This is a genomic window from Paenisporosarcina sp. TG-14, from assembly GCF_000297555.1.
GTDB lineage: Bacteria > Bacillota > Bacilli > Bacillales_A > Planococcaceae > Paenisporosarcina > Paenisporosarcina antarctica.
On sequence record NZ_AMGD01000003.1, the window covers coordinates 1 to 26,845 of the forward strand.

Here is a 26,845-nt window from a genome sequence, read left to right on the forward strand (position 1 = left end):
TGTCGGCGTAAGAAAACGTTTTTGCTTCCAGCACCGAAGTGCTTTCCGCTATTTTAGTTGACGTTTTGCTGTTCAGTTTTCAAGGTTCATTATTGCGCCGTTTGTTTTGGCGACTCACTTATAATAGCATTTTCCCTATACTAGTGTCAATGGTTTTAGTAAGAAAAACTATTGAAAGCTTTATTGTAAACAATATATAAAAGAGTCATCACTATATATAGTAGAAAAAAAGAAAATACAACTATTCGTCATCTATATATTGAATTTGAATGCTATCATATTTCTAAAAGTTTTTTTCACTAACTTGTATTACAATTAGCTATCTCCCATGAATAGAGCAATAGTTTGATTCATTAGTGGTTATTTTATAAATCGTTAGGGTTAGAAAAAAGTAATACTTGAACCATATTCTGCGGTGGCAGGCTACCTTTAGATTTTCATATTTGGTTGTTTATGACTCTTAATAGACTAAATGATCTTTGTAGTTCGTTATTTGAATCATCTTCGCAGGGCTATGATGTCTGATTTAACACCGATAGTAAACGAAAGCATAATTTTTCGTTACGTAATACAGCAATCAATATCAGGGCTTCTCTTTTTAGCTTATTGCAGTTCATGTAACGCAGTTCACTACCTTTCTTATTAATTCTTTCTTCTATATGTAGAACCATTATTCTTATGTTATATCGTTAAGCAATTAAATATGACATGTAATATGCCTGTTCACCAACTATCAATGGTGAGGTCACAATTGGGGGGATCTTCATTTTCTCTTCCACAAATGTGTTTATTGATTTCAAATTGCACCTTACAATCGATATGGAAACTGTGTGGCAGGACATATCACCGGTCCTGTTCTTGTAGGATAGTTACTACTAGATTTCGGAGGCACTCGATTATTTAGCACCATTAATTTATGTAGTATGTTTTCTTAACATACAAAAAAAGGACTAAGGTGTATAGGCACCTTAGTCCTTCTCTTATTTTATTCTTCAGATGATTCAGGTTCAGTTGGTACGTTTTCACTCACTTCTATCGTTGATTCTTCTCCATCAACTTCTAAAATAGTGACTACCTCACCATCTTCATCAAATTCTTCTTCATCTTCAGCCTTTTCAACTTTTGCCACGGTTGCCACGAGTTCATCATCACCTAGACGAATTAAGCGAACTCCTTGTGTACTACGACCCGTTATTGAAATGCTGTTTACATCCATACGAATTAACATTCCATTAATCGTAATGAGCATTAAATCTTCTGAACCATCAACAGCTTTTACAGCCGATAATGGACCTGTTTTTTCTGTGATTTGGCTTGTCTTAATACCAACGCCACCACGAGACTGCAAGCGATATTCTTCCTCATTTGTTCGTTTGCCGTAACCATTTTCAGTTACAACTAATACTTCTTGACCTGGTTCTAGAATTTCCATACTGACGACATGATCGTCTTTTCTTAGACGAATTCCTCGAACTCCTGAAGCTGTACGTCCCATTGAACGAATATCAGTTTCTTCAAAACGCACGAGCATACCTTTTCTAGTACCAATGATAATGTGTTTTTTTCCGTCTGTTAATCTTACGGAAATTAACTCATCATCGTCTCTTAAGGAGATCGAGATAAGACCATTTGCTCGAATATTAGCGAATCCACTAACTGGGGTACGTTTCGTAACTCCTCTAAGCGTAGTGAAAATAAAGTATGCATCTGCTTCAAATGATGCCATTTGAATCATCGCCGTTACTTTTTCTTCTTTATTGACTCCAAGCAAGTTAACAATTGGTAATCCTTTAGCAGCGCGACCATACTCTGGAATTTCATAGCCTTTTGCACGATATACTTTTCCTGTATTCGTAAAGAACAATATTGTATCATGCGTTGACGTATAGAGTAGATGCTCTACGAAGTCGTTTTCATTTGTACCCATTCCTTGCACACCACGTCCACCACGCTTTTGGCTTCGGTATGTATTAACTGGCAAACGTTTAATATATCCATTATGCGTTAATGTCAGTACTGAATTTTCGCGTGGAATTAAGTCTTCGTCTTCCAGCATTTCTGCACCACCAGCGGTGATTTCAGTTCGGCGAGTGTCATTAAAGCGTTCTTTAATCTCGTTTAACTCTTCACGGATAATTTGAATGACTTTATAATTATCTGCAAGAATCTCTTTCAAGTGTGCAATTAATTTTTGTAATTCTTGATACTCAGATTCAATCTTGTCACGTTCTAAACCAGTTAAACGTTGAAGTCTCATGTCGAGAATTGCTTGAGCTTGTCGCTCCGATAAATTGAATTGATCAATCAAACCATTTTTGGCTTCTTCACCTGTTTGTGAACTACGAATCAACGCAATGATTTGATCAATATGATCGAGTGCAATACGAAGACCTTCCAAAATGTGAGCACGGTGTTCTGCTTTAGTTAATTCAAACTGAGTACGACGTTTTATTACCACTTTTTGATGTTCTAAATAGTGATATAAAATCTCTTTCAAGCCAAGAATTTTTGGTTGACCATCAACAAGAGCCAACATATTAACGCCAAAGCTTGATTGAAGTGCAGTCTGTTTATATAAGTTATTTAATAAAACGTTTGAGTTAGTATCTTTACGAACTTCAATAACAACGCGCATCCCATTACGGTCAGACTCGTCCCGAAGATCAGTAATACCATCAATCTTCTTATCACGCACTAATTCAGCGATTTTTTCGATAAGACGAGCTTTATTCACTTGGTAAGGTAGTTCATGAATTAAAATGACTTCTTTACCATTCGACTTTTGTTCAATTTCAACTTTCCCTCGAATGATGACTGAACCTCTACCAGTTTCGTAAGCACGACGAATACCACTGCGACCTAAAATAATACCACCAGTTGGGAAATCAGGACCTGGTATGATTTCCATTAGTTCTTCGGTAGTAATAGCTTCATTATCCGCAAGTGCTAATACTGCTTCTATTGTTTCACCTAAATGATGTGGAGGAATATTTGTAGCCATTCCAACAGCAATCCCTGAAGTACCGTTCACTAATAAGTTAGGGTAACGGCTTGGTAGAACAACAGGTTCTTGTTCTTGTCCATCATAATTTTCTTTGAAATCAATTGTATCTTTATTAATGTCTCGTAGTAGTTCCATAGCGATTTTTGACATGCGCGATTCCGTATAACGCATGGCTGCTGCTGCATCACCATCTACCGAACCAAAGTTTCCGTGTCCATCAACTAACATGTAACGATAACTCCAGTGTTGAGCCATACGTACCATCGTGTCGTAAATGGAACTATCACCATGTGGATGGTACTTACCCATTGCATCTCCAACAATACGTGCTGATTTCTTATGTGGTTTGTCAGATGTATTTCCCATACCTTGCATCGCATATAAAATACGACGGTGAACAGGTTTCAACCCATCACGTACGTCTGGAAGTGCTCGTGAAACAATGACACTCATTGCATAGTCAAGAAATGATGTTTTAATTTCAGTGCTAATATTAATACCTTTGACGCCCTTATGCTCTATTTCCGACATGCAAGCAACCTCCCTTCAATTGGCACATTATATATCTAGGTTTTTCACGTAAATTGCATTCTCTTCAATAAATTTACGACGGGGTTCTACTTCATCTCCCATTAACTGATCAAACGTTTGATCTGCATCAATTGCATCTTCTAAATTTACTTGTAGCAATGTTCGAACTGAAGGGTCCATTGTCGTATCCCACAATTGAACTGCATCCATTTCTCCTAGACCTTTGTAACGCTGAATTCCTGGTTTCGGTTGTTTAGGAAGTCTTTCTAAAATTTCTTGAAGTTGCTTATCTGAATAACAATATTCTACCATTTTACCTTGTTTGATTTGGAATAAAGGAGGTTGTGCAATATATACGTAACCTGCCTCAATTAATGGACGCATAAAACGGAAAAAGAAGGTTAAAAGTAACGTACGAATATGTGCGCCATCAACATCGGCATCGGTCATAATAACCACTTTATGGTAACGGGCTTTTTCAAGTGTAAACTCTTCCCCGATCCCTGTACCTAAGGCAGTAATCATGGCACGAATTTCTGTATTTCCTAAAATACGATCAAGTCGCGCTTTTTCAACATTTAAAATTTTCCCACGTAGTGGAAGAATTGCTTGGAAGTGACGGTCACGACCAGATTTTGCAGAACCACCAGCTGAGTCACCCTCAACAATATACAATTCACTATCTGCTGGAACTCGTGATGAACAGTCCGCTAATTTACCAGGTAAACTTGATATTTCTAAAGCTGATTTACGACGTGTGAACTCACGCGCTTTTTTTGCAGCAACACGTGCTCTCGCAGCCATCAAGCCTTTTTCAATTACTTTACGAGCAATGGTTGGATTCTCGAGCATAAAACGCTCGAAGCCATCAGAAAACAAAGAATTTGTAATGGTGCTAACTTCTGAGTTTCCTAATTTGGTTTTCGTTTGACCTTCAAATTGTGGATCTGGATGTTTAATTGACACAATTGCTGTCAATCCTTCTCGCACATCATCACCTGATAAATTGGTATCTGCATCTTTTAACATATTATTTTTACGTCCATAATCATTAATTTCACGTGTTAATGCCGTTTTAAAGCCAGATTCGTGCGTTCCGCCTTCATAGGTATTTATGTTATTAGCAAATGAGAAAATACTTGTCGAATATCCACTGTTATACTGCATAGCGATCTCAATCGACACTCCGTCTTTTTCTCCTTCGACAAAAATCGGCTCATGAATAGGGTCTTTTGATTTGTTCAAGTGCTCAACATACGACTTAATACCACCTTCAAAGTAGTATGTGTTTGTACGTAATTCTTCTTCTCGTTCATCAGTAATAATAATACGTAATCCTCGGTTTAAATAAGCTAACTCACGTAAACGGTTGGCTAAAATATCATATTCATAAACAGTGGTTTCAGTAAAAATTTGTGGATCAGCTTTAAAACGAACAGTTGAACCGGTTTTGTCCGTTTCACCAACAACAGTTAATTCTTTTGTTACGGCTCCACGTCCAAATTTGATGTAATGAAGTTTTTGATCACGATGAACATATACTTCTGTTACTTCGGAAAGAGCGTTAACAACGGAAGAACCAACACCATGAAGACCACCTGATACTTTGTATCCTCCACCACCAAATTTTCCACCTGCATGAAGGACAGTCATAATAACTTCAACTGCTGGACGTCCCATTTTCTTTTCTATATCAACAGGAATCCCTCGACCATTATCATCCACTTTAATCCAATTATCTTTTTCTATTGTGACTGAGATTTCATCACAATATCCTGCTAAAGCTTCATCAATAGCATTATCTACAATTTCCCAAACAAGATGGTGAAGTCCTTTAGAACTTGTAGCGCCGATATACATACCAGGACGTTTCCGCACAGCTTCTAGACCTTCTAATACTTGTATTTGGTCAGCATCATAAGATTTCAGTTCTTTTTCATTCATCGCCATTAAGCTCACCTGTTCTTTCCTACTGTATTCTCGCTATTATTTAAAAGGGATTGACCCTGAGATCAGATTAATTTTCTTCACGATGTTCTGCGGACTAAGTGGGGATGCATACGTTAGTAAAGGAGTGACAACTAGAGACTTTACACGTGGCTTATCTACCAAAGATTGTGTTTGTGATTTTTGGAGCCAAGCGTCACGTTCTATTTCATCCTTTATCTCACGAAAATCTAATATCGTGAGGATTTCGCTGTACTTGACGACAATTAACTTGCCGATAACCACATACAAAACACTCACACTCCCTCATCAACATGTCCTTCCTTAACATTAAATATTTCTGCTTGTGTAATCGTTTTATGATTAATGCCATCGACACTTGTTGTTGTAACAAATGTTTGAACTTCGCCTTGGATGGTATTTAATAAATGAGATTGCCTATAATCATCAAGTTCTGATAAAACATCATCTAACAACAACACTGGAGATTCCCCTACTTCTTGCTTGATTAATTCTATCTCTGCAAGTTTAAGTGACAGTGCGGTTGTTCGTTGTTGTCCCTGGGAACCATAAGTTTGTACATCATAGCCATTTACAAAAAACTGCACATCATCTCGATGAGGACCAGTTAAAGTCAAGCCTCTAGCTAACTCCTGAGTTTTACCTGATTGCAGTTTTTGTCGTAAATAATCAGCCATTTGGTCAAACGTTTTATCTTGATCAAGACCACTAACAGGATTATAACGAATTTCTAATTTCTCAAGACCACGGGAAATACCGAAATGAATAGGTTCTGCCCATTTTTGAAGAAGTTCCATGAATTGAAATCTTTTACGAATAACACTTACAGCTGCCTGTATATATTGATCTGTATACACATCAAACATCACATCATTTAGATGTGATTTTCCTTGATGCATTTTTAATAAATGGTTGCGTTGTTTTAATAACTTTTGAAAAGTAAGTAAATCATGTAAATAAACAGGGGATATTTGGCCTATTTCCATATCTAAAAAACGTCTTCTTATTTGAGGACTGCCTTTTACTATGTTTAAATCTTCTGGTGCAAACATCACGACATTTAATTGGCCTATATAATCGCTTAAGCGGTTTTGTTCTAAATGATTAACTTTCGCTTTTTTGCCTTTTTTCGACAAAATTAATTCAAGCGGTAAGCGACCATACTTTTTATGAACATCACCTTTTATTTTACCATAATCTTCAGTCCAACGTATTAATTCTTTATCATTAGACGTACGGTGAGATTTTGCCATAGAAAGCACATAAATCGATTCCATGATGTTCGTTTTTCCTTGTGCATTTTCACCAATTAGTACATTAATCGTTTTTGAAAATGTTAACGCTAACGATTCATAGTTACGGTAGTGCGTTAATTCAAGCCGTTCAATGTACATCTTATTGTCCGCTCGTTTGTTCCACAATACGGAATTGACCACATCCAGGTATGTTTATAACATCTCCGTCTCGAAGTTTGCGTCCACGTCGTTGATCGACTTCTCCATTAATAATTATTTCATTTTCAGATAAAAACCATTTCGCCATTCCACCTGAGCTGATAGCATCTGTCATTTTAAGCAATTGACCAAGTGTCACATATTCGGTATTAATTTGAATATTTTTCAAGTTAATTACATCCTTCTTTTTTTAGTCTATCCCTATATTTTACTTCATTTTCCCTAAGAAGTAAAAAGGGTAGCCCAATAGAGGGCTACCCTTGAAATATTTAATTATTAATACGTGCGAACTGGCAAAATTAATTGCAAAATTGAATCGTCATGAGCAGATTTTATTATGAATGGGCGCATTGCACCTGTAAATTGAACCATAACATCTTGTTCATCCACAGCTTTTAATGCATCCATCATATATTTCGCACTAAACGAGATCTTCAGCTCTTCTCCTTCAATCGATGTCGCTTGAATTTCTTCTTCTACTTTCCCAACTTCAGGTGAGCTAGATGAAATTTCTACCACATTTCCTTCAAGTGAAGTAAAGCGAACGATATTATTACGTTCTTCACGAGCAAGCAATGATGCACGATCAATCGCTTGTAAAAGTGCTTTACCGTTTAAAGTTACCGTTGTCTTGTATTCATTTGGAATGAGGCGGGATGTATCTGGATAGTTGCCTTCTAACAAACGTGAATAAAATAATACATTCCCTGTTTTGAATAAAACTTGTTGCTGCGTCATAACAATATGAACAGGCTCTGACGAATCACCAATAATTTTACTCAATTCATTTAAGCTTTTTCCAGGAATGACAACACTGTATTCTCCTTCAGGCAGTTGTTCTAATACCGTTTTACGACGAGCTAAACGATGACTATCTGTTGCTACACAAATTAACTCCCCATCACTTACTTTCCAGTGAACACCTGTTAATACTGGACGACTTTCAGAAGTTGATACAGCAAATACTGTTTCGCGAACAATGGATTTTAATAAATCAGCAGGAATAACAAACTGACGATCATCTTGAATCTCAGGAAGTAATGGATATTCAGATGCATCTAATCCAATTAAATGAAAACCAGACTTACCAGAACGAATATGTGTTTGATAATTGTCATTTACTTCAATTTCGACATCATTCGTTGGTAACTTACGTACAATTTCATTAAACATGCGAGCTTGCACGACAATCGAACCTTCTTCGATCACTCGAATAATTTGTTCTCCATTTTCTTCTGCTTTAATAAATGATTGAATCGTTATATCAGAATCACTACCTGTTAAATGTAATCCTTCTTCTGTAATTTCTAATTTAATTCCTGTCAATATAGGAATTGTCGTTTTTGAACTAACTGCTTTCATTACATCATTTAATCCATCTAATAACCGATCACGCATGATTTCAAACTTCATCTCTTATACCTCGCTTATATATTTATTAATGTTTAAAAGATTAATAGAAGTAGTACTAGGGCCTGTGGATTTGTTGATAAGTCCATTTTATTTAATTATATCAATCTATCCACATGTTGATAACCTGTGTAAAAACTAGGTTGCTAAATTTGTAGTTATCCACAGCCCTAAGACTTACCTAATAGACTCTTAATTTGTTTTAGGTCTTGTTGAAGTGCTTGATCCTCTTTTAATAGAGTTGAAATTTTTTCGTGTGCATGAATAACTGTCGTGTGATCCCGGCCTCCAAATTCCTCACCAATCTTAGGTAATGAGAAATTAGTTAACTCACGAGATAAATACATAGCGATTTGTCTTGGAAATGCAATTGATTTAGTGCGTTTTTTCGCTTTAAAATCTTCTAATCGCATTTGGTAATGCTCGCCTACTGTTTTTTGAATATCCAAAATCGTAATCTTACGAGGCTTTGCATTCGGCATAATATCTTTCAAAGCTTCAGCAGCCAGATCAGAATTCATATCTTTATTAACTAGAGAAGAATAAGCAACGACGCGGATTAAAGCTCCTTCTAGCTCACGTATATTTGAATCTATTTGATTGGCGATGTACATCATGACTTCATTTGGAATGTCCAAGCCATCTGCTTTAGCTTTTTTTTGTAATATGGCAATACGAGTCTCTAAGTCTGGAGGAGTAATGTCTGTTATTAAGCCCCATTCAAAACGAGAACGTAAACGATCTTCTAAAGTAGGAATTTCTTTTGGCGGTCTGTCACTGGAGATAACAATTTGTTTAGATTCCTCATGCAATGTATTAAATGTATGGAAAAATTCTTCTTGTGTCTGTTCTTTACCAGCTAAAAACTGAATATCATCTATTAGTAGAACATCTACACTACGGTATTTATTACGGAAATTAACCGTTTTATTATCTCGAATTGAATTAATGAATTCATTCGTAAATTTTTCAGAAGATAAATAAACTACTTTAGCATTTGGGTTGTGTTCTTTAACGTAATGACCAATTGCATGCATTAAATGGGTTTTACCTAAACCTACTCCCCCATAGATAAACAGAGGATTATAGGCTTTTGCCGGTGCTTCAGCTACAGCAAGTGAAGCTGCGTGAGCAAAACGGTTGCCCGATCCAATAACAAATGTGTCAAATGTATATTTTGAATTTAACATGCCAGGAGAAATCTCTGGTTGTTCATCGTCTTTTATTCGAAGAGCTGGTTTAGGAAGTGTGAAATCCTCCATATTTTGTTCTTTTGGTACAACAAATTTAATGGACAAGCCTTCCCCAGTTAATTCGGTTAATATACCAGCGATTAAATGGACATAGTGCGTATCAAGCCAATCTCGTGCAAATGAGTTTGGAGCAGCAATCGTCACAGCATCTCCTTTATACGTCAGCATTTTTGTGGATTTGAGCCACGTTTCAAAGCTAGGTTTAGAGATTTTTCGCTCCACTTGAGCAAGAACTCTTGACCATAGTTCTTCTAAATGTTCCAAAAAAGTACCTCCGTTTCAAAAATAATTTATCGACTATCTTACATATCATATGTATAGTCATGCACAAAACCACAAGTTGTGGATAAAGGTTAATAAGACCCTTGGGATAAGCTATCCACATATTATCAACAGTTGTGGATAACAATAGATCCTCATTTTCGGTTTTGAAGAGTAAAACACAAACATCGTATCAAAAATAACGAGAAATTACAAGCGGTCATGATGGTTATCCACAAAATGAATATTCATGCACAACCAAGTTGTCCACAACCAGTTAATTTGTGAAAAACCTGTAGATAAGGGTTGTGGATAGAAAAAATACTCGGAAATGGTTATCCACAAGGCTATGTGTAAAAATATCATATATGTGGACAACTATAAACCAAAGAGAAACCACTTGAACAACATCATATTTTGAAATGCTCTTGACATTTAGGGGTCAAACTATATATAATATCCATGACTGTCTAACATAAAACGACTTTCAATTTTTCAGGAGGTGTCACATAGATGAAACGCACATACCAACCAAATAAACGTAAACACAGTAAAGTTCACGGATTCCGTGCTCGTATGAGTTCTAAGAACGGCCGTCGCGTATTAGCAGCACGTCGTGCTAAAGGAAGAAAAGTATTATCAGCTTAAGTCCACTGATCGCATCAGTGGTCTTTTTTTCTTTACTTATATGAAGTGAGTCATTTCAATAAGAAAAAATCGTTGTACGAAAACAACATTTAACATCGACGAAGGCAAAAGCTTAGTAAGATGTATAATCTGTCTTTAAAGAATGCGTGAAGGTAGAGTAGGTGAACCGTGAATAAACGTCAACGTGTAAAGAAAAATGGAGAGTTTCAAAAAATATTTAAACGCGGTAAATCCTTTGCGAATCGCCAGTTTGTCGTATACCTTTTACCAAAAGAGGGACAACAGGAGTTTCGTATCGGCTTATCGGTGAGTAAAAAAGTCGGAAATGCAGTCGTCCGAAACCGAATTAAACGTTATATAAGACAATCTTTCTTGGAACTGAAGGATGAAATTAATCAAAATATGGATTATGTCATTATCGCCAGAAATCAGGCGGCCAGCTTAGATTTTCACGAATCTAAGAAAAGTTTGCAGCATGTGTTAAAAGTCGCTAAAGTAATTAAAAAGATTAATTAAGGTAGAACCATGAAGTTTTAGGACTTTATATAGAAGTAATGGAATGTTTATTTAGGGGGAAGAAGGGTGAACAAACGCTTATTTATTATCCTCATGCTTATTTCTGTCACTCTATTACTTAGTGGATGTACAGAATTTAATCAGCCAATATATGAGGACAGTGAAGGATTTTGGAATGAATTTATTGTTTGGCCTCTTGTTGCCTTTATTACAATGTTTAAGGATTTACTCGGCACTTACGGTTTAGGAATTGTTCTAGTGACGATAATTATCCGTTTAGCAATTCTTCCTTTAATGATTAAGCAAACTAAGAGTGCAAAAAAAATGCAAGAAGTTCAACCCGAACTTGCTAAACTCAAGTTGAAATATAGTTCTAAAGATGGCGCTACACAGCAGAAGTATCAACAAGAAATGATGGCAATGTTTAAAGATAAAGGTGTGAATCCAGCTGCTGGTTGTTTACCGGTAGTGATTCAAATGCCAATCTTAATTGGTTTTTATCATGCGATTAGTCGGATGAATTCAACGCCAGAAATTAACTTAGGTAGTATGTTATGGTTCCCACTTGCAGAACCAAGTATTATTCTTGCGGTTTTAGCAGGAATCATGCAGTTCTTAGTACTACGTACTGGTCCAGCAATGGATAACCCTCAAATGAAATTGATGATGTATTTCATGCCATTTATGATTGTTGGATTCGGTATTTTCCTACCATCAGCGCTAACACTTTATTGGGTAATCGGAAATATCATTTCTTTCATGCAAAATATGGTCATTTATAAACCATGGGAAAAAAAATCTGTGCTTGAACCTGCTAAAGTTGGAGGGGCTAAAAAGTGAATCAGATTACGCAAACGGGTACGACAACTGAAAAAGCGATATCTGCAGCATTAACTAAGCTCGGGACAACTAGAGATCAAGTCACCATAAATGTATTATCAGAAGGTAAAAAAGGGTTTTTAGGATTTGGTTCGAAACCTGCAGAAGTGCAAGTTTTGGTAAATGAAGTACAATCCACTGTCCAAGTGGATGAAGTCGTCTTGGCTGAACCTGTGAAAGAACCATTTGTAGAAGAAATAGCCCCAATTCAAGAAAAAATCGTTTTAAAAAGCATCCAGTCTAACCAAGGTATGGCTGTAGATGAAACAAAAACGTATATACAACTTATCGCGAAAGAAATGAAAATAGACGATTTATTAATTCTTACGGAGCAACATGGTAAATACGTAACACTTCGTTTGGAAAGTAAAAAAGCTGCTTTATTAATTGGAAAACGCGGTCAAACATTAAATGCATTACAACAATTGTCTCAACTAGTTGCGAATAAATATGCTAACCAATTTTTAATGATTAAACTCGATGTAGAAAACTACCGCGAGCGTCGTCAAGAATCATTGGAACAATTAGCAGATCGTATGGCGGATAAAGCCATTCGAACAGGTAATAAAGTTGAGTTTGAACCAATGCCTTCATATGAACGAAAAGTTATACACAATGCCCTATCACACCGTTTAAATATTGAAACGGTATCAGTTGGGACAGACCCAAATCGTTATCTAGTTATTGAACCTTTAAAGTAATGATAAGCGGACCTTCACGTCATATGACGAAAGGTCTGTTTTTTTATGGTTATAAATGACGTCTAGTACTTTTGATTTTAGTGATTTTATGCTATTGTTATACGTTAGAGAATCATAACTGTAATTAGTTATCCACATGTGGATAAAATAGATAGGAGGTGGACGATCATGGAATTCGATACTATTGCTGCGATATCCACACCTATGGGTGAAGGAGCAATTGCAATTGTACGTTTAAGTGGATCCCAAGCAGTCTCAATAGCTGATCAAATTTTTCGTTCGCCAGGAGAAAAAAAAATAAATGAACAATTGTCTCACACCATACATTATGGACATCTAATAGAACCTAAAACAGGTGATGTTGTAGAAGAGGTCATGTTGTCTCTAATGAAAGGTCCGAAAACTTTTACTAGAGAAGACGTCGTTGAGATAAATTGTCATGGCGGTATCGTGAGTGTCAATCATGTACTACAACTTGTACTGAGACACGGAGCTAGGCTAGCAGAGCCTGGGGAGTTTACTAAACGTGCTTTTTTAAATGGCCGAATTGACTTATCTCAAGCAGAAGCTGTTATGGATCTAATTCGTGCAAAAACAGATCGAGCGATGAATGTGGCGCTAGGACAAATGGACGGAAAATTATCACGATTAATTGCCAGCTTGCGACAAGCATTGTTAGAAATATTAGCGCAAGTTGAAGTCAACATAGATTATCCAGAATACGATGATGTAGAAGAAATGACGCTACCAATGATTATTGAGAAATCAACTTGGGTTAAACACGAGATTGAAGGATTATTGCAAACATCATCTCAGGGGAAAATTTTAAGAGAAGGCTTAGCTACGGTTATTATAGGTCGACCAAATGTAGGAAAGTCATCATTATTAAATAGTTTGGTACAAGAAAATAAAGCAATCGTAACCGAAGTAGCTGGGACGACACGAGATATTATTGAAGAATATGTGAATGTCCGAGGTGTTCCACTAAAATTGGTAGACACAGCAGGTATTCGTGAAACAGAGGACATCGTTGAACGAATTGGTGTAGAACGCTCAAGACAAGTGCTTAAACAAGCCGATTTGATCTTGTTAGTACTAAACCATTCGGACGAGCTAACATCTGAGGATGAACGTTTATTTGAAGCAATTGATGGTATGGATTTTATTGTCGTTATTAATAAAACCGATTTACCCAAGAAAATTGATAGTCAACGCGTTGAAGAATTAGCTGGTACCCGAAAAATTATTACCATCTCCTTATTAAAAGAAGAAGGTGTGGACCAATTAGAAGAAGCAATTGCTTCATTATTTTTTGAAGGTTCACTTGAAAGTGCTGATTTGACATATGTTTCTAATGCTCGACACATTGCGTTGTTACACCAAGCAAAACAAACTATTGAAGATGCTATAGATGCAGCACATGGAGCTGTACCAATCGATATGATTCAAATTGATGTCACAAGAACATGGGAAATACTAGGTGAAATAACAGGGGATACAGTCGAAGAAAGTTTACTTGATCAGCTGTTCTCACAATTTTGTTTAGGAAAGTAAGCACAGCGACGTAGACTAAGTTGCCGTTCTTGTGGGCACAAGCAGAAAGCGACCACTATGAAATATATCGACTCTGGTGCGCTTATAGGTAGACAATTTAAGAAGAAAGGAATGATCGAACATGGAAAATTTTGAAGCAGGCTCGTTCGATGTGATTGTTATCGGAGCAGGACATGCCGGAGCTGAAGCAGCTTTAGCCGCGGCTGGTATGGGTGCAAAAACACTTGTTCTAACAATCAATTTAGACATGATTGCCTTTATGCCGTGTAATCCGTCTATCGGAGGTCCAGCCAAAGGAATTGTTGTCCGTGAAATTGATGCTTTGGGTGGCGTTATGGGAAGAGTAATCGACAAAACTCACATTCAAATGAGAATGTTAAATACAGGTAAAGGCCCCGCAGTGCGTGCCTTACGCGCACAGGCTGATAAAGTGTTATACCAAGCAGAAATGAAACGATTAATGGAAGAACAAGATAATTTGTCTATTCATCAAGCTATGGTTGAACATTTAATTGTTGAAGACAACGAAATTAAAGGCGTTATTACGCAAGTTGGTGCTATTTACCGAGCAACTACGGTTATTGTAACGACAGGAACATTTTTAAGAGGTGAAATTATTATTGGAAACTTGAAATATTCAAGTGGTCCTAATAACCAACAACCTTCGTTAAAATTAGCAGACAATCTTCGGGATTTAGGTTTTGATTTAGTTCGATTTAAAACTGGAACGCCTCCACGCGTAAATAGTAAAACAATTGATTACAGCAAAACAGAAATTCAGCCAGGAGACGACGTTCCTCGAGCTTTTAGTTATGAAACATCTGAATTTATTACGGATCAATTACCATGTTGGTTAACATATACCAATGAACGTACACATCAAGTGATTGATGAAAACTTACATTTATCACCAATGTATTCAGGAATGATTAAAGGAACTGGTCCACGTTACTGTCCATCTATTGAAGACAAAGTAGTACGTTTTAATGACAAACCTCGTCATCAAATTTTCTTAGAGCCAGAAGGCCGCAATACACGCGAAGTCTATGTTCAAGGACTTTCAACAAGCTTACCTGAACATGTTCAACGCAAGTTGCTTGAAAGTATTCCAGGCTTAGAAAAAGCAGAAATGATGCGAGCTGGATATGCGATTGAGTATGATGCCATGGTTCCAACTCAATTATGGCCAACACTAGAAACGAAAAAAATTCATAATTTATATACAGCTGGTCAAATTAACGGTACATCTGGTTATGAAGAAGCAGCTGGGCAAGGGTTAATGGCGGGTATGAATGCCGCTGCTCGTGCTTTAAATAAAAAAGAAATTATTTTAAGCCGTTCAGATGCATATATAGGTGTGTTAATTGATGACTTAGTTACTAAAGGTACGAATGAACCATATCGTTTGCTTACATCACGAGCAGAATATCGTCTGTTGCTAAGACATGATAATGCCGACTTGAGACTTACTGAAATCGGCTTTAAAGCAGGACTAATTTCACAAGAGCGTTACGAGCGTTTTATTGCGAAAAAGAATTTAATCGAGGAAGAAATCGCTCGATTACGTAAAACTATCATAAAACCAAACGAAGAAACGCAAAATACTATTCTTTTAAAAGGTGGAACTGAACTAAAAGATGGCATTAAAGGACAAGATTTACTAAAACGTCCTGAAATGACGTATGATGATATTGCGAAGTTGTCACCTTCACCAATCGAATTAACAGATGAGATGAAAGAGCAAATAGAGATACAAATTAAATATGAAGGCTACATTGTAAAAGCACTACAACAAGTAGAAAAATTAAAGAAAATGGAAGATAAAAAAATTCCTGATCAAATTAACTACGCTGCTATTTCTGGTATTGCGACTGAAGCCAAGCAAAGATTGAAAGAAGTTAGACCTTTGTCAATTGCACAAGCATCCAGAATTTCTGGTGTAAACCCTGCAGACATTTCCATCTTACTGGTGTATATTGAACAAGGTAGAATAGCGAAAATATCCGGATGACTATAAAAGTGGTTATAAGCTAATTTGAGCATATAGGCACTCTTCATAGGGAAGGGGTCCAATATGAACCAAGAACAATTTGTTGAAGCACTTAAAGAAAAAGGAATTAATTTAAATAGTCAACAACTTCAACAATTTAATAAATATTTTGAACTACTTGTTGAGTGGAATGAAAAAATGAACTTAACAGCAATAACGGATCAGCCATCTGTTTACTTAAAACATTTTTATGATTCGATAAGCATTGCTTTTTATGTTGATTTTTCAAAAGGTCAATCAATTTGTGATGTAGGGGCAGGAGCAGGATTCCCAAGTATTCCATTGAAAATTTGTTTCCCAGAACTGCATGTTACAATTGTAGATTCATTAAATAAAAGAATTCAATTTCTGACACATTTAAGTGAACAATTGGGACTTTCAAATGTTCAGTTTGTTCATGCTAGAGCAGAAGAATTTGGTCAAAATCCGATTTATCGGGAACAATATGATATTGTGACGGCGCGCGCAGTGGCAAGGCTAACTGTACTATCGGAGCTATGTATTCCATTAGTAAAAAAAGGTGGTCTTTTTGTAGCAATGAAAGCTGCAGCGGCACAAGATGAACTTAGCGATGCACAAAAAGCGATAACTATCTTGGGTGCAGAAAAAACTCAAGAATATTCTTTCACACTTCCTATTGAAAATAGTGAAAGATCATTATTTGTTTTTAATAAAGTGAAAAGCACCCCTAAAAAATATCCAAGAAAACCTGGAGTTCCAAATAAAACTCCATTGTAAATATTGTGTTTCACGTGAAACATGAATAAAGGTTTGAAAACATTTGTATCGAATAAGTACAAGTAGTGAGTTATTAAAGGTGGTGCCTAGGGGATGAAAAGTCCTTTTTCTCGTTTTTTTGGAAGCAGCGAAAAAGAGACAGCTGCTACAAAGCAAACAGCCGATCAATATGAAGAAGTGTTACAAATTCCTTTAAAGTCAATTGTTCCGAATCGTTTTCAACCTCGGACTGTTTTTGATGAGTCTAAACTTGATGAATTAGCCCGTACAATTCATACTCATGGTGTCATTCAACCAATTGTCGTACGTAAAATTGAAGATGATCTTTATGAAATTATTGCGGGAGAACGTCGTTTCCGTGCAATGACAAAACTTGAATGGGAACTAGTTCCGGCTATTGTTCGTAATTTAAGTGATAAAGAAACAGCATCAGTTGCTTTAATTGAAAATTTACAACGTGAAGAGTTAACGGCAATTGAAGAGGCATTAGCTTATCAAAAATTATTAGAACTACATGAACTTACGCAAGAAGCATTAGCGCAACGTTTAGGAAAGGGACAATCAACCGTTGCCAATAAAATAAGGCTTCTAAAACTACCACAAACAATTCAAAATGGTATTTTAAAACGTGAAATCTCTGAACGACATGCCCGAGCGTTGATGCCTATTAAAGATGAAGAAAAACAAATCGCCCTATTTAATGAAACTATAGCGCAACATTACAATGTTAAGCAGCTTGAAAAGAAAGTCGATGAATTTTTAAATCCACCTGAAGCTGAAGCCAAAAAAGAAAAACCAAAGAGAAAAACGGTTAGTCTTGATGTGAGAATTGCACTAAATACACTTAGACAGTCATTTGCAATGGTAGCAAAAACGGGGATTAAGATGGAAACTGAAGAAGAGGAATTAGAAGATTACTATCAAATTACTCTGAAAATTCCTAAAAAGAAATCATGATATTTAACTCTTGCTGTGAAAATAGCAAGAGTTTTTTATTATGTAATCAGAATATAATGCTTTTTTATTTGAAAATTTGTTAGAATGAAAGATAAGCGAAAAATTCTACTCGAAACTGACTAATTGTTGTTACATTTGAGAAGATAAACCGTTTTTATATCATATTGTGAAAAGAAGGTTCGAACAGGCCTTCTAAACTAGATTTGATTAGATGAGAGTAGGTGCAAGCTTGGGGAGAATCATTGCGATCGCCAACCAAAAAGGCGGCGTAGGTAAAACGACAACATCTGTAAGTTTAAGCGCATGCCTTGCGTATTTAGGCAAGAAAGTATTGCTTATGGATATAGATCCCCAAGGTAATGCAACAAGTGGTGCTGGCGTAAATAAAGGTGATGTACACCAATGTATTTATGACGTATTAATAGATGATATAGATATAAAAAAAGTTATTTTAGAAACTAAAGTTGAAAATTTATATTTAGTTCCTGCTACTATTTCTTTAGCGGGTGCTGAAATTGAACTGGTTACAACCATTTCACGAGAAGTTCGATTAAAACGTGCCCTTCAAGAAGTGAAAGAAGAATATGATTATATTATTATTGATTGTCCTCCATCACTTGGTTTGTTAACAATCAATGCATTAACTGCTTCTGATGCCATAATAATTCCTGTTCAATGTGAGTATTACGCATTAGAAGGGTTAAGCCAATTATTAAGTACAATTCGTTTAGTCCAAAAACACTTAAATAACCAACTTCAAATTGATGGAGTGTTATTAACAATGTTTGATGCTCGAACAAACTTAGGTGTTCAAGTAATTCAAGAAGTAAAAAAATACTTCCAGGATAAAGTGTATAAAGCAATTATTCCTCGCAATGTAAGATTAAGCGAGGCACCAAGTCATGGAGAACCAATTATTATTTACGATCCAAAATCTCGAGGTGCAGAAGTATATCTAGATTTGGCGAGGGAAGTGATACGTAATGTCTAAAGGTTTGGGGAAAGGGATTAACGCATTATTTCCTGGGGAATCAATTAATCAAATGGAAACTGTTGAAAAAATTTCTGTAAAAGAAATTAAAGTAAACCCTTTTCAACCTCGGAAAATTTTCGATGAAGCTGCTCTTGCAGAACTATCTCAATCTATTAAAGAACATGGTGTCCTTCAACCAATCATAGTAAGAAAAAAAGGGAAATTATATGAAATCGTTGTAGGTGAACGTCGTTTTAGAGCTTCTAAGTTGGCAGGATTAAGTGAAATACCTGCTGTTATTCGAGGATTTTCCGATCAACAAATGATGGAAATTGCTATACTAGAAAATCTGCAACGGGAAGATTTAACACCAATTGAAGAAGCGGATGCATATCAGAATCTTATAGAAAAACTAAATTTCACACAAGAACAACTGGCGTTTCGTTTAGGGAAAAGTCGTCCTCACATCTCCAATCATATTCGTTTATTATCTTTACCAGAAGAGGTTAGAGAGCAGATTTCTTCAAATAAAATTTCAATGGGACACGGTCGTGCATTGCTTGGATTAAAGCGTAAGAAACTGATTCCTTCTATTTCTGAAAAAGTAATGAAAGAGAACTTAAATGTTCGTCAACTTGAGTCTCTCGTTCAGCGATTGAATTTAGATGTTTCACGTGAAACATCTAAATTGCCGAACAAAGATATTTTTATAGAAGAAAAAGAATCTCAACTACGCGAATATTTTGGAACGACTGTATCCATTAAGAAATCAAAGAATAAAGGGAAAATAGAGATTGAGTTTTTTTCTGAAGAGGATTTAGAACGAATTTTAGAATTATTAGAAGATTAAATTATTTATCCCCTTAAAGGATTAATCTTTGAGGGGATAAATTCTATTTTGGATGAAATGAGGAATCACTTATGGTGTTATTGGGAACATTGATTAATGCGCTTCTCATAATTGTTGGGACAATCATAGGAAGATTGTTAAAAAATATTCCTGAAAATATGAAGCAAACGGTGATGTATGCTATTGGACTTGCTGTAACTGTCATTGGGCTTCAAATGGGATTTGAAAGTGGTTATTTTTTAATCGTCATTATCAGTTTAGTGTTTGGCGCAGTGATTGGTGAGTGGATTGATTTAGATGGCAAACTTAATAGATTTGGTCACTGGTTAGAATCAAAAGTTGGAAAGAATAAAAAAGGTGAAAACATTAGTATTGCACAGGGGTTCGTATCTGCTACATTAATTTTTGTCATTGGGTCCATGGCTGTTATTGGATCACTCGATAGTGGGTTACGTAATGACCATGATTTATTAATTGTAAAAGGATTAATCGATGGATTCACATCAATTATTTTAGCGACAACGCTTGGTATTGGTGTTCTTTTGTCTGCAGTTCCAGTCGTTTTGTATCAAGGGACAATTGCCCTTTTTGCTACTCAAATTAGTCGATTCATTCCTGAACAAGCACTTGCATTATTTATTCAAGAAATGACAGCAACTGGTGGGATAATGATTGTTGCCATTGGTTTAAATATGATTGGTTTGACTAAAATAAGAGTAGCTAACTTATTGCCAGGCATTATGGTTGTAGCTATCGTCGTGACGATTGTTTATCAATTTCAGTTGGTGTCGTTGCCAAGCTAGTAAAAGTGCGCGAGATAGAACTTTCCCCATATCATATGGCAATTGTAGTCGGGTGTTTTGTAAAACGCTATATTCTTGAAAACCACCAACATTTACAATGCCTTTAATTGAAAGATCGCCAACAGGTGGCAATTCTTTTTTAACCGCTTTGCCTGGAAAAAGAGGACCTTTTTCAATAACAATATGACCAATTTTCTCAACTCTTCCTAAGCAAGCATCTATTGCAACTACATAAGGTTTTAATGTTCTCGCTTGAAGTGACTCTATAGTTTGATGTAAGTTCAAAGCGTGTAGAGGTTGTTGTAATGTACCGATAACTTCATAAGGGAATTCAGGGTGTTCTCTAAGCCAAGTGCCGATCAGCGGGCCTAAAGCGTCCCCTGTGGATCTATCCGTTCCAATGCAACAAAAAGTGAGATGCGTCTTTTCAAACGGAATAAGTTGTACAAAAAGGGAGCTCAAGCGCCAGGTAACGCCTAAATCCTGATAGGAAAAGTCTTCTGATTGTAAACGAGTCGAATGTACAAACATGTAATAATCTCACTTTCTTTTTTCGTAGTATACGTTTTAGAAACGGGATTTATTCAAAAAGGTGGTAGATTAAGTGACTATTGAATCGATGACGGAATATGTTAAAACTCTCCTGTTAGATGAAGAATTATGGATTAATACAGGTATTGTGATATTAAAAGTAATCGCAATTATTTTTGTTTCAGGGATTGTTGTAAAGGTTTGCAAACTTTTGATTCGTAAAGGTTTTGAAGTACGTATGAAAGCACCCTTACGATACTCAGAACGTAGGCAAAACACATTGCTCAAATTGCTCGAAAACGTCCTAGCGTATGTAGTCTATTTCGCAGCGATTTTAGCTGTACTATCTCTATTAAAAATTGAAGTGGCTGGATTATTAGCTGGGGCAGGGGTTCTTGGTTTAGCCATCGGTTTTGGGGCTCAAAACTTAGTACGTGATGTCCTAACTGGATTCTTTATTATTTTTGAGGATCAATTTTCTGTAGGCGATTATGTCAGAATTGGAGTATCTGAAGGTGTCGTTCAAGAAATTGGTTTACGCACGACTAAGCTCCAAGGATTAAATGGAGAAATCCACATTTTTCCGAATGGAACGATAATTGAAGTCGTTAACTACTCCCTCAATAATTCCGTTGCGATTGTTGATGTAAGTGTTGCTTATGAGGTAGATATTCCTAAAGCAGAAGAACTTATTAATCAATTTTTATCTGAACTTCCAGATAAATATGAACAGTTAGTTAAAACCCCGGAGTTATTAGGCGTTCAAAATTTAGCGGCATCTGAAGTAGTGTTGCGGATTATGGCTGAAACAAAACCAATGCAACATTTCGCCGTCGCACGAATCATTAGAAGAGATTTGAAACTATTCATGGACCAAAATGGTATCGAAATTCCGTATCCGAAAATGGTGATGTATCAGAAGCAAACAGGATCCGTCGATTCGGGTACTGGTGATCCTGTGAAGCACGAAGCTAAGGGGGAAATCTAATGAATGGACAAACTTTTGAGCTTGGTGATGTGGTTGAAATGAAAAAACAACATCCTTGTGGGACGAATGAGTGGAAGATCATTCGAATGGGTGCTGATGTACGGATTAAGTGTGAAGGGTGTCAGCATAGTGTAATGATCCCACGTAGAGAATTTGAAAAGAAAATGAAAAAAGTGTTGAAGAAAGCAGAACTTACTTCAGAAGAATAGACAACACTGCGACAAGAATCTATAATAAATAGGTTGTACGAAAATCGGAGCTGGACAAGCAAGACCGAAAGCGAAGTTGTTTTTACTTAGAGCGGTCTTACTTTCGGTATTGAACAGTAAGAAAAGTGAAAAGCTAGTGTTTATATATAGAATAACTAGTATTTATGGAAGGTTGGGAAACGATATGGCATTAACAGCAGGAATTGTAGGGTTACCAAACGTGGGTAAATCCACTTTATTTAATGCAATTACAAAAGCAGGAGCAGAGGCTGCAAACTACCCATTCTGTACGATTGATCCAAACGTAGGAATTGTAGAAGTTCCAGATGAGCGTCTTAATAAATTAACAGAACTTGTTGTTCCAAAGAAAACTGTACCTACAGCTTTTGAGTTTACGGATATTGCTGGAATTGTGAAGGGTGCTAGTAAAGGCGAAGGACTTGGAAATAAGTTTTTGGCACATATTCGTGAAGTAGACGCAATTTGCCAAGTAGTACGTTGTTTTGTTGATGAAAATGTAACGCATGTTACAGGAAAAGTAGATCCAATCTCTGATATTGAAGTAATTAATTTGGAATTAATTTTGGCTGACTTAGAGAGTGTTGAAAAACGTTTACTCCGTGTGGGTAAAATGGTGAAACAAAAAGACAAAGAAGCAATGGCCGAAGAACCGGTATTAGTAAAACTTCTTGAAGCATTTGAACAAGAAAAACCTGGTCGTTCTGTTGAGTTTACAGAAGAAGAATTGCGAGTAGTTAAAGGTCTAAATTTATTAACAACTAAACCAATGCTATATGTAGCAAACGTTGCAGAAGATGAAATTGCAAATGCTGATGAAAATGAATATGTTCAAAAAGTACGTGAGTTTGCTAAGATAGACAATGCACAAGTGATTGTAATCTGTGCGAAGATAGAAGAAGAAATGGCTGAACTTGATGATGAAGAGAAAGCAATGTTCATTGAAGAGTTAGGCATTAAAGAAGCGGGCTTAGATCAATTAGTAAAAGCATCATATAAATTACTAGGATTTGCAACTTACTTTACAGCAGGTGTCCAAGAAGTACGTGCTTGGACATTCCGTAAAGGCATGAAGGCTCCTCAATGTGCAGGTGTCATCCATACAGATTTCGAACGTGGCTTTATTCGTGCCGAGACTGTATCGTATGATGACTTAGTGGCAACCGGTTCAATGGCTGCGGCAAAAGAGGCTGGTAAAGTACGATTAGAAGGTAAAGAATATATCGTTCAAGACGGAGACGTAATGTTGTTCCGTTTTAACGTATAGAAAACACAAGTGGATTAGTCGATACATTGGCTAATCCACTTTTTTATTTGAAAGAATTCCTAGATTAACAAATGATTAATGGTTTAATTGAAGTGGCTGTCTATAGGGTATGTTATGAATCGGTGAAGTCGATTGATATATAGAAATAAATAAAGGCTACTCCCAACGTGATGGGAAGTAGCTTTATTTCTCTTCAAAAACATATAGTTTTGGTAGTTCTGGATCATCTTTTATCCAAGCATCATCATCAACTGAGCGAAGTTCTTTTATCATGGCGAAATCTCCAGCAGCCCCAGCTATTAACCAAGCGGCTAGTAATGCTAGAAGTGGGCTATTAATAGCTATAGCAATGACGGCGGGAAAAACGCCAGTTGCCCAAAAAGGAAGAATCAGAACTTTTCTCATTGCTTTGGTTCGAACAGCTTCATTTGTTGTAGCGTAAGCCACTCCGAGTTTTAAATTAAACCCGTAGTCAAGAGAACGAAATGGAACTTTGCCAAACACTCCGAACCCTATTAAGTGAGTTACTTCATGTAAGACAATTAATAAGATGTATCCAACCAAGAATAGCAATAAACCAAACCATGAAACATTATATGAGAAATCTTGATGTACAACGCTATTTAGAAACACCAACAGTACGCTTAAGATAATGGTCAAAATTAAGCTTGTCTTACCAATTTGTTGAATGTCTAACTCTATGATTTTAGTCGGATGATTCCATTCCTTCATGTTATTCACCTCTTAATAGATAGTATAGCTAAAAACCCTAGTACATACATTTAATAGATGGTTGCAATAATAATGGTTTTGTGATACAATTAGCTGATGTGAGTAATGAAGATTACTTGCTCCTTGCCTACTGTAATCAGTCAGGCCCAAGTCCATAAGGAGGTGCAAAAGATGAAAAAATATGAATTAATGTACATTATTCGTCCAACAATTGAAGATGATGCGAAAAAAGCTTTAGTAGCTCGTTTCGACGAAATCTTGACTACGAATGGTGCAGAAATCACTGAATCAAAAGAGTGGGGAAAACGCCGCTTAGCTTATGAAATCAATGACTTCCGCGAAGGTTTCTACCAAATCGTGAAAGCAAACGCTGATTCAAGAGCAATCGATGAGTATATCCGTCTTGCTAGAATTAACGAAGATATTATTCGTTTCGTAGCTGTCAACGCAGAAAGAAAATAATAATTATAACGTCGAGTATACTCGAAACAACTTGCAGACGAAGGAGGTTGTATTCTGATGATTAACCGAGTCGTATTAGTCGGAAGACTGACAAAAGATCCGGAGCTTCGCTATACGCCAAGTGGAGTAGCGGTTGCGCGTTTTACACTAGCTGTAAATCGTTCATTTTCTAACCAGCAAGGTGAGAAGGAAGCGGATTTTATTAACTGTACTGTTTGGAGAAAGCCAGCTGAAAACACAGCAAACTTCTTGAAAAAAGGTAGTTTGACAGGTGTTGAAGGGCGCATTCAAACTGGGAGCTATGAAGGGCAAGATGGAAAGCGTGTTTACACGACTGAAGTTGTAGCCGATAGTGTTCAATTCCTTGAACCACGTAATAGTTCTGGTGGAGATCGTGAAAAACCACAAGGGCAACCTTATGGTAGTGGCGGTTCAAACCAAAACAATCAATATCCATCTAATCAACAGAATCAATCACCAAATCAGCAAAACTATACACGTGTAGATGAAGACCCATTCGCTAGTGGGAGTGGCCCAATCGAAGTTTCAGACGACGATTTACCATTCTAAGTAGAAAAGCGTAAAGCAGAATGACTTTAAATACACACCCAAATAAAACCAAACACTAAGGAGGCGAAACGATATGGCACCACGTCGCGGAGGCAAAAGACGTAAAAAGGTTTGTTATTTTAACTCTAACAATATTACGCATATTGATTATAAAGATGTTGATTTGCTTAAAAAATTCGTATCAGAACGAGGAAAAATTCTTCCACGTCGAGTTACTGGAACAAGCGCAAAATATCAACGTAAATTAACTTCAGCAATCAAATTATCACGTATCATGGCATTACTTCCTTTCTCTACAGAAGAGAGATAAGAAATGAACATGAACAATTTAAAGACCGGGAAACCGGTCTTTTTTTGATGTCTAAATCTAACTTATTTTGAACTTTTGTTCCATCTTGTTCTACATGTTACAATAGAAGATAAAGTTACGATTTCTGTGGAAGATGTATACCCAAAATTATAGTCTTTCCTAATCGAGCTAAGAGTTGATGTTAATTTTCGCTTATAATAATTACAATGCCGTCGACTTATGCCAGATTAAATGTTTTTTAAGTTAGGAAGGATTTTGAATGCCGAATGAACAAACCAAACAATTAACGTTCGGTGCAATGATGATCGCACTGTTTTCTATATTGTTAGCTGTTTCTTTTTATGTGCCTATTCTAAACTTGATAACCTCACTTTTTATCGCCGTACCTATTGCTTGGTATAGTGCAAAGTTTAATAGGAAAGCGTCAATTCTCGTTACAGTAGTTAGTATCATCATGTCACTTTTTATTGGAGGATTACTTGCCATTCCTTTTGCCATGATCCATGCACTAATGGGCTTTACAATCGGTGACGCAATTCGGACGAAGAAAAGCAAGTTATTTATGTTACTTTCGACAGCCGGTGTATTGCTTGTAAACATTGTAATGCAATATGTAATTGTTGTGCTGACGATTGGAATTAATCCAGTGAAGGAACTTTTGACCATTGCGACAGATCAATATGATCAAATGGGTGTGTTTTTAGAACGTTTTAATGCATTGCCAAAAGACTATGATCAAACAGTAGCAGATACCTTATATATGTTTGAAACGGTCATGCCATCCCTATTTATCATTTCGCTGTTCGGATTCGTCTTTATACTCGTCAACATCCTATTACCAATTTTGAAAAGACTAGGATTAGATGTACCAAAGTTTCCCCCATTTTCACAACTAAGATTTCCAAAATCAGTTTTGTGGTATTACATTGTTGTGTTGGTCGTTACTTTATTTGTGGAATTAGAACAAGGAACGTTTGCCTTTATGGTATTTGCAAATGCAGCCTTAATACTACGTGTTTTGCTAGTCTTACAAGGTATTTCCTTCGTTCAATTTTTCATTCTTGAAAAAGGTTGGCCGAAATGGACTCTTATTGTCGCAATCATACTTGCAATTCCCTTACAAGCGATTACCTTAATTATTGGGATTTTCGATTTAGGATTTAATATTCGTTCGTATGTCAAAGACAAGAATAGAAAATAAGGAGCTG

At 36.4% G+C, this 26,845-nt stretch carries 27 protein-coding genes; 18 read left to right on the forward strand and 9 right to left on the reverse strand.

All coding sequences use genetic code 11. The annotated features are described in order from the left end of the window. Positions 1-985: 985 nt before the first annotated feature. The 7 genes from gyrA to dnaA form a co-directional block, all read right to left on the reverse strand. Positions 986-3,535: a DNA gyrase subunit A gene (gene gyrA / locus C406_RS0101175; protein ID WP_017378752.1), complete on the reverse strand. Its 2,550-nt coding sequence runs from the start codon at positions 3,533-3,535 to the stop codon at positions 986-988. Positions 3,536-3,562: 27 nt separating this feature from the next. Beyond that, positions 3,563-5,485, reverse strand: coding sequence for a DNA topoisomerase (ATP-hydrolyzing) subunit B (gene gyrB, locus C406_RS0101180; RefSeq protein WP_017378753.1), 1,923 nt, complete (start codon positions 5,483-5,485; stop codon positions 3,563-3,565). Positions 5,486-5,521: 36 nt separating this feature from the next. Further along, a complete protein-coding gene (locus C406_RS0101185; protein WP_443146795.1) occupies positions 5,522-5,767 on the reverse strand; it encodes a hypothetical protein in 246 nt (81 codons plus the stop codon). A gap of 11 nt (positions 5,768-5,778) precedes the next feature. Next, positions 5,779-6,897, reverse strand: coding sequence for a DNA replication/repair protein RecF (gene recF, locus C406_RS0101190; protein ID WP_017378755.1), 1,119 nt, complete (start codon positions 6,895-6,897; stop codon positions 5,779-5,781). Position 6,898: 1 nt separating this feature from the next. Continuing rightward, positions 6,899-7,126: a S4 domain-containing protein YaaA gene (gene yaaA, locus C406_RS0101195; protein WP_017378756.1), complete on the reverse strand. Its 228-nt coding sequence runs from the start codon at positions 7,124-7,126 to the stop codon at positions 6,899-6,901. 107 nt (positions 7,127-7,233) lie between these two features. Then, positions 7,234-8,370: a DNA polymerase III subunit beta gene (gene dnaN / locus C406_RS0101200; protein ID WP_017378757.1), complete on the reverse strand. Its 1,137-nt coding sequence runs from the start codon at positions 8,368-8,370 to the stop codon at positions 7,234-7,236. Positions 8,371-8,537: 167 nt separating this feature from the next. After that, positions 8,538-9,884 (reverse strand): chromosomal replication initiator protein DnaA, encoded by a 1,347-nt coding sequence (gene dnaA / locus C406_RS0101205; RefSeq protein WP_017378758.1) that lies wholly within the window; start codon positions 9,882-9,884, stop codon positions 8,538-8,540. 510 nt (positions 9,885-10,394) lie between these two features. Between dnaA and rpmH the strand changes: the two genes are divergently transcribed. The 11 genes from rpmH (at position 10,395) to C406_RS0101260 (ending at position 20,550) form a co-directional block, all read left to right on the forward strand. Next, positions 10,395-10,529, forward strand: coding sequence for a 50S ribosomal protein L34 (rpmH, locus tag C406_RS0101210; protein ID WP_017378759.1), 135 nt, complete (start codon positions 10,395-10,397; stop codon positions 10,527-10,529). Positions 10,530-10,697: 168 nt separating this feature from the next. After that, positions 10,698-11,045, forward strand: a complete 348-nt coding sequence (gene rnpA / locus C406_RS0101215; RefSeq protein WP_017378760.1) for a ribonuclease P protein component — start codon at positions 10,698-10,700, stop codon at positions 11,043-11,045. A 93-nt stretch (positions 11,046-11,138) separates the two neighbouring features. After that, positions 11,139-11,885, forward strand: coding sequence for a membrane protein insertase YidC (gene yidC, locus C406_RS0101220; protein WP_407670299.1), 747 nt, complete (start codon positions 11,139-11,141; stop codon positions 11,883-11,885). Continuing rightward, entirely contained in the window at positions 11,882-12,625 is a 744-nt protein-coding gene (gene jag, locus C406_RS0101225; RefSeq protein WP_017378762.1) for an RNA-binding cell elongation regulator Jag/EloR, read from the forward strand. The genes yidC and jag overlap by 4 nt, the downstream gene beginning before the upstream one ends. 168 nt (positions 12,626-12,793) lie before the next feature. Further along, a complete protein-coding gene (gene mnmE / locus C406_RS0101230; RefSeq protein WP_017378763.1) occupies positions 12,794-14,179 on the forward strand; it encodes a tRNA uridine-5-carboxymethylaminomethyl(34) synthesis GTPase MnmE in 1,386 nt (461 codons plus the stop codon). A gap of 121 nt (positions 14,180-14,300) precedes the next feature. Further along, a complete protein-coding gene (gene mnmG / locus C406_RS0101235) occupies positions 14,301-16,190 on the forward strand; it encodes a tRNA uridine-5-carboxymethylaminomethyl(34) synthesis enzyme MnmG (RefSeq protein ID WP_017378764.1) in 1,890 nt (629 codons plus the stop codon). Positions 16,191-16,253: 63 nt separating this feature from the next. After that, positions 16,254-16,967: a 16S rRNA (guanine(527)-N(7))-methyltransferase RsmG gene (rsmG, locus tag C406_RS0101240; protein ID WP_017378765.1), complete on the forward strand. Its 714-nt coding sequence runs from the start codon at positions 16,254-16,256 to the stop codon at positions 16,965-16,967. Positions 16,968-17,060: 93 nt separating this feature from the next. Then, positions 17,061-17,924 (forward strand): nucleoid occlusion protein, encoded by an 864-nt coding sequence (gene noc, locus C406_RS0101245; protein WP_017378766.1) that lies wholly within the window; start codon positions 17,061-17,063, stop codon positions 17,922-17,924. A gap of 229 nt (positions 17,925-18,153) precedes the next feature. Further along, positions 18,154-18,915 carry a ParA family protein gene (locus C406_RS0101250; RefSeq protein WP_017378767.1) on the forward strand — a complete coding sequence of 254 codons (762 nt, stop codon included), beginning with the start codon at positions 18,154-18,156 and terminating at the stop codon, positions 18,913-18,915. Continuing rightward, complete coding sequence (locus C406_RS0101255) at positions 18,908-19,747, forward strand: ParB/RepB/Spo0J family partition protein (RefSeq protein WP_017378768.1); 840 nt, start codon at positions 18,908-18,910, stop codon at positions 19,745-19,747. The genes C406_RS0101250 and C406_RS0101255 overlap by 8 nt, the downstream gene beginning before the upstream one ends. 71 nt (positions 19,748-19,818) lie before the next feature. Then, complete coding sequence (locus C406_RS0101260) at positions 19,819-20,550, forward strand: DUF554 domain-containing protein (RefSeq protein WP_017378769.1); 732 nt, start codon at positions 19,819-19,821, stop codon at positions 20,548-20,550. On the opposite strand, the gene yyaC is transcribed toward C406_RS0101260, so the two are convergent. Then, the gene (gene yyaC / locus C406_RS20015; protein WP_081503710.1) at positions 20,473-21,081 is read right to left on the reverse strand and encodes a spore protease YyaC; all 609 of its coding nucleotides are present in this window, start codon (positions 21,079-21,081) and stop codon (positions 20,473-20,475) included. The genes C406_RS0101260 and yyaC overlap by 78 nt on opposite strands. Before the next feature lie 73 nt (positions 21,082-21,154). Between yyaC and C406_RS0101265 the strand changes: the two genes are divergently transcribed. The 3 genes from C406_RS0101265 to ychF all read left to right on the forward strand — a co-directional run bounded on the left by C406_RS0101265 (position 21,155) and on the right by ychF (position 23,563). Then, entirely contained in the window at positions 21,155-22,069 is a 915-nt protein-coding gene (locus C406_RS0101265; protein ID WP_017378770.1) for a mechanosensitive ion channel family protein, read from the forward strand. Further along, positions 22,069-22,278: a DUF951 domain-containing protein gene (locus C406_RS0101270; protein WP_017378771.1), complete on the forward strand. Its 210-nt coding sequence runs from the start codon at positions 22,069-22,071 to the stop codon at positions 22,276-22,278. Before C406_RS0101265 ends, C406_RS0101270 begins: the two co-directional genes overlap by 1 nt. A 184-nt stretch (positions 22,279-22,462) precedes the next feature. Next, positions 22,463-23,563: a redox-regulated ATPase YchF gene (gene ychF / locus C406_RS0101275; protein ID WP_017378772.1), complete on the forward strand. Its 1,101-nt coding sequence runs from the start codon at positions 22,463-22,465 to the stop codon at positions 23,561-23,563. Positions 23,564-23,746: 183 nt separating this feature from the next. On the opposite strand, the gene C406_RS0101280 is transcribed toward ychF, so the two are convergent. Then, positions 23,747-24,295, reverse strand: a complete 549-nt coding sequence (locus C406_RS0101280) for a DUF3267 domain-containing protein (protein WP_017378773.1) — start codon at positions 24,293-24,295, stop codon at positions 23,747-23,749. A 171-nt stretch (positions 24,296-24,466) separates the two neighbouring features. Here C406_RS0101280 and rpsF point away from each other — a divergent pair, with 171 nt between their 5' ends. The 4 genes from rpsF (at position 24,467) to C406_RS0101300 (ending at position 26,838) form a co-directional block, all read left to right on the forward strand. Continuing rightward, complete coding sequence (gene rpsF / locus C406_RS0101285; RefSeq protein WP_017378774.1) at positions 24,467-24,757, forward strand: 30S ribosomal protein S6; 291 nt, start codon at positions 24,467-24,469, stop codon at positions 24,755-24,757. A gap of 57 nt (positions 24,758-24,814) precedes the next feature. Next, complete coding sequence (gene ssb / locus C406_RS0101290) at positions 24,815-25,327, forward strand: single-stranded DNA-binding protein (protein WP_017378775.1); 513 nt, start codon at positions 24,815-24,817, stop codon at positions 25,325-25,327. Between the two features lie 73 nt (positions 25,328-25,400). Continuing rightward, the gene (gene rpsR / locus C406_RS0101295; RefSeq protein WP_017378776.1) at positions 25,401-25,637 is read left to right on the forward strand and encodes a 30S ribosomal protein S18; all 237 of its coding nucleotides are present in this window, start codon (positions 25,401-25,403) and stop codon (positions 25,635-25,637) included. Positions 25,638-25,896: 259 nt separating this feature from the next. Then, entirely contained in the window at positions 25,897-26,838 is a 942-nt protein-coding gene (locus C406_RS0101300) for a YybS family protein (protein ID WP_017378777.1), read from the forward strand. The last annotated feature ends 7 nt before the right edge of the window (positions 26,839-26,845 follow it).

Bases quoted from the DNA above. Each gene is read 5' to 3' on its own strand.
- gyrA (WP_017378752.1), bottom strand. From the start codon at position 3,535: ATGTCGGAAATAGAGCATAAGGGCGTCAAAGGTATTAATATTAGCACT.
- gyrB (WP_017378753.1), bottom strand. From the start codon at position 5,485: ATGGCGATGAATGAAAAAGAACTGAAATCTTATGATGCTGACCAAATA.
- recF (WP_017378755.1), bottom strand. From the start codon at position 6,897: ATGTACATTGAACGGCTTGAATTAACGCACTACCGTAACTATGAATCG.
- dnaN (WP_017378757.1), bottom strand. From the start codon at position 8,370: ATGAAGTTTGAAATCATGCGTGATCGGTTATTAGATGGATTAAATGAT.
- rpmH (WP_017378759.1), top strand. From the start codon at position 10,395: ATGAAACGCACATACCAACCAAATAAACGTAAACACAGTAAAGTTCAC.
- yidC (WP_407670299.1), top strand. From the start codon at position 11,139: ATGCTTATTTCTGTCACTCTATTACTTAGTGGATGTACAGAATTTAAT.
- mnmE (WP_017378763.1), top strand. From the start codon at position 12,794: ATGGAATTCGATACTATTGCTGCGATATCCACACCTATGGGTGAAGGA.
- mnmG (WP_017378764.1), top strand. From the start codon at position 14,301: ATGGAAAATTTTGAAGCAGGCTCGTTCGATGTGATTGTTATCGGAGCA.
- rsmG (WP_017378765.1), top strand. From the start codon at position 16,254: ATGAACCAAGAACAATTTGTTGAAGCACTTAAAGAAAAAGGAATTAAT.
- noc (WP_017378766.1), top strand. From the start codon at position 17,061: ATGAAAAGTCCTTTTTCTCGTTTTTTTGGAAGCAGCGAAAAAGAGACA.
- C406_RS0101255 (WP_017378768.1), top strand. From the start codon at position 18,908: ATGTCTAAAGGTTTGGGGAAAGGGATTAACGCATTATTTCCTGGGGAA.
- C406_RS0101260 (WP_017378769.1), top strand. From the start codon at position 19,819: ATGGTGTTATTGGGAACATTGATTAATGCGCTTCTCATAATTGTTGGG.
- yyaC (WP_081503710.1), bottom strand. From the start codon at position 21,081: ATGTTTGTACATTCGACTCGTTTACAATCAGAAGACTTTTCCTATCAG.
- C406_RS0101270 (WP_017378771.1), top strand. From the start codon at position 22,069: ATGAATGGACAAACTTTTGAGCTTGGTGATGTGGTTGAAATGAAAAAA.
- ychF (WP_017378772.1), top strand. From the start codon at position 22,463: ATGGCATTAACAGCAGGAATTGTAGGGTTACCAAACGTGGGTAAATCC.
- C406_RS0101280 (WP_017378773.1), bottom strand. From the start codon at position 24,295: ATGAAGGAATGGAATCATCCGACTAAAATCATAGAGTTAGACATTCAA.
- rpsF (WP_017378774.1), top strand. From the start codon at position 24,467: ATGAAAAAATATGAATTAATGTACATTATTCGTCCAACAATTGAAGAT.
- ssb (WP_017378775.1), top strand. From the start codon at position 24,815: ATGATTAACCGAGTCGTATTAGTCGGAAGACTGACAAAAGATCCGGAG.
- rpsR (WP_017378776.1), top strand. From the start codon at position 25,401: ATGGCACCACGTCGCGGAGGCAAAAGACGTAAAAAGGTTTGTTATTTT.
- C406_RS0101300 (WP_017378777.1), top strand. From the start codon at position 25,897: ATGCCGAATGAACAAACCAAACAATTAACGTTCGGTGCAATGATGATC.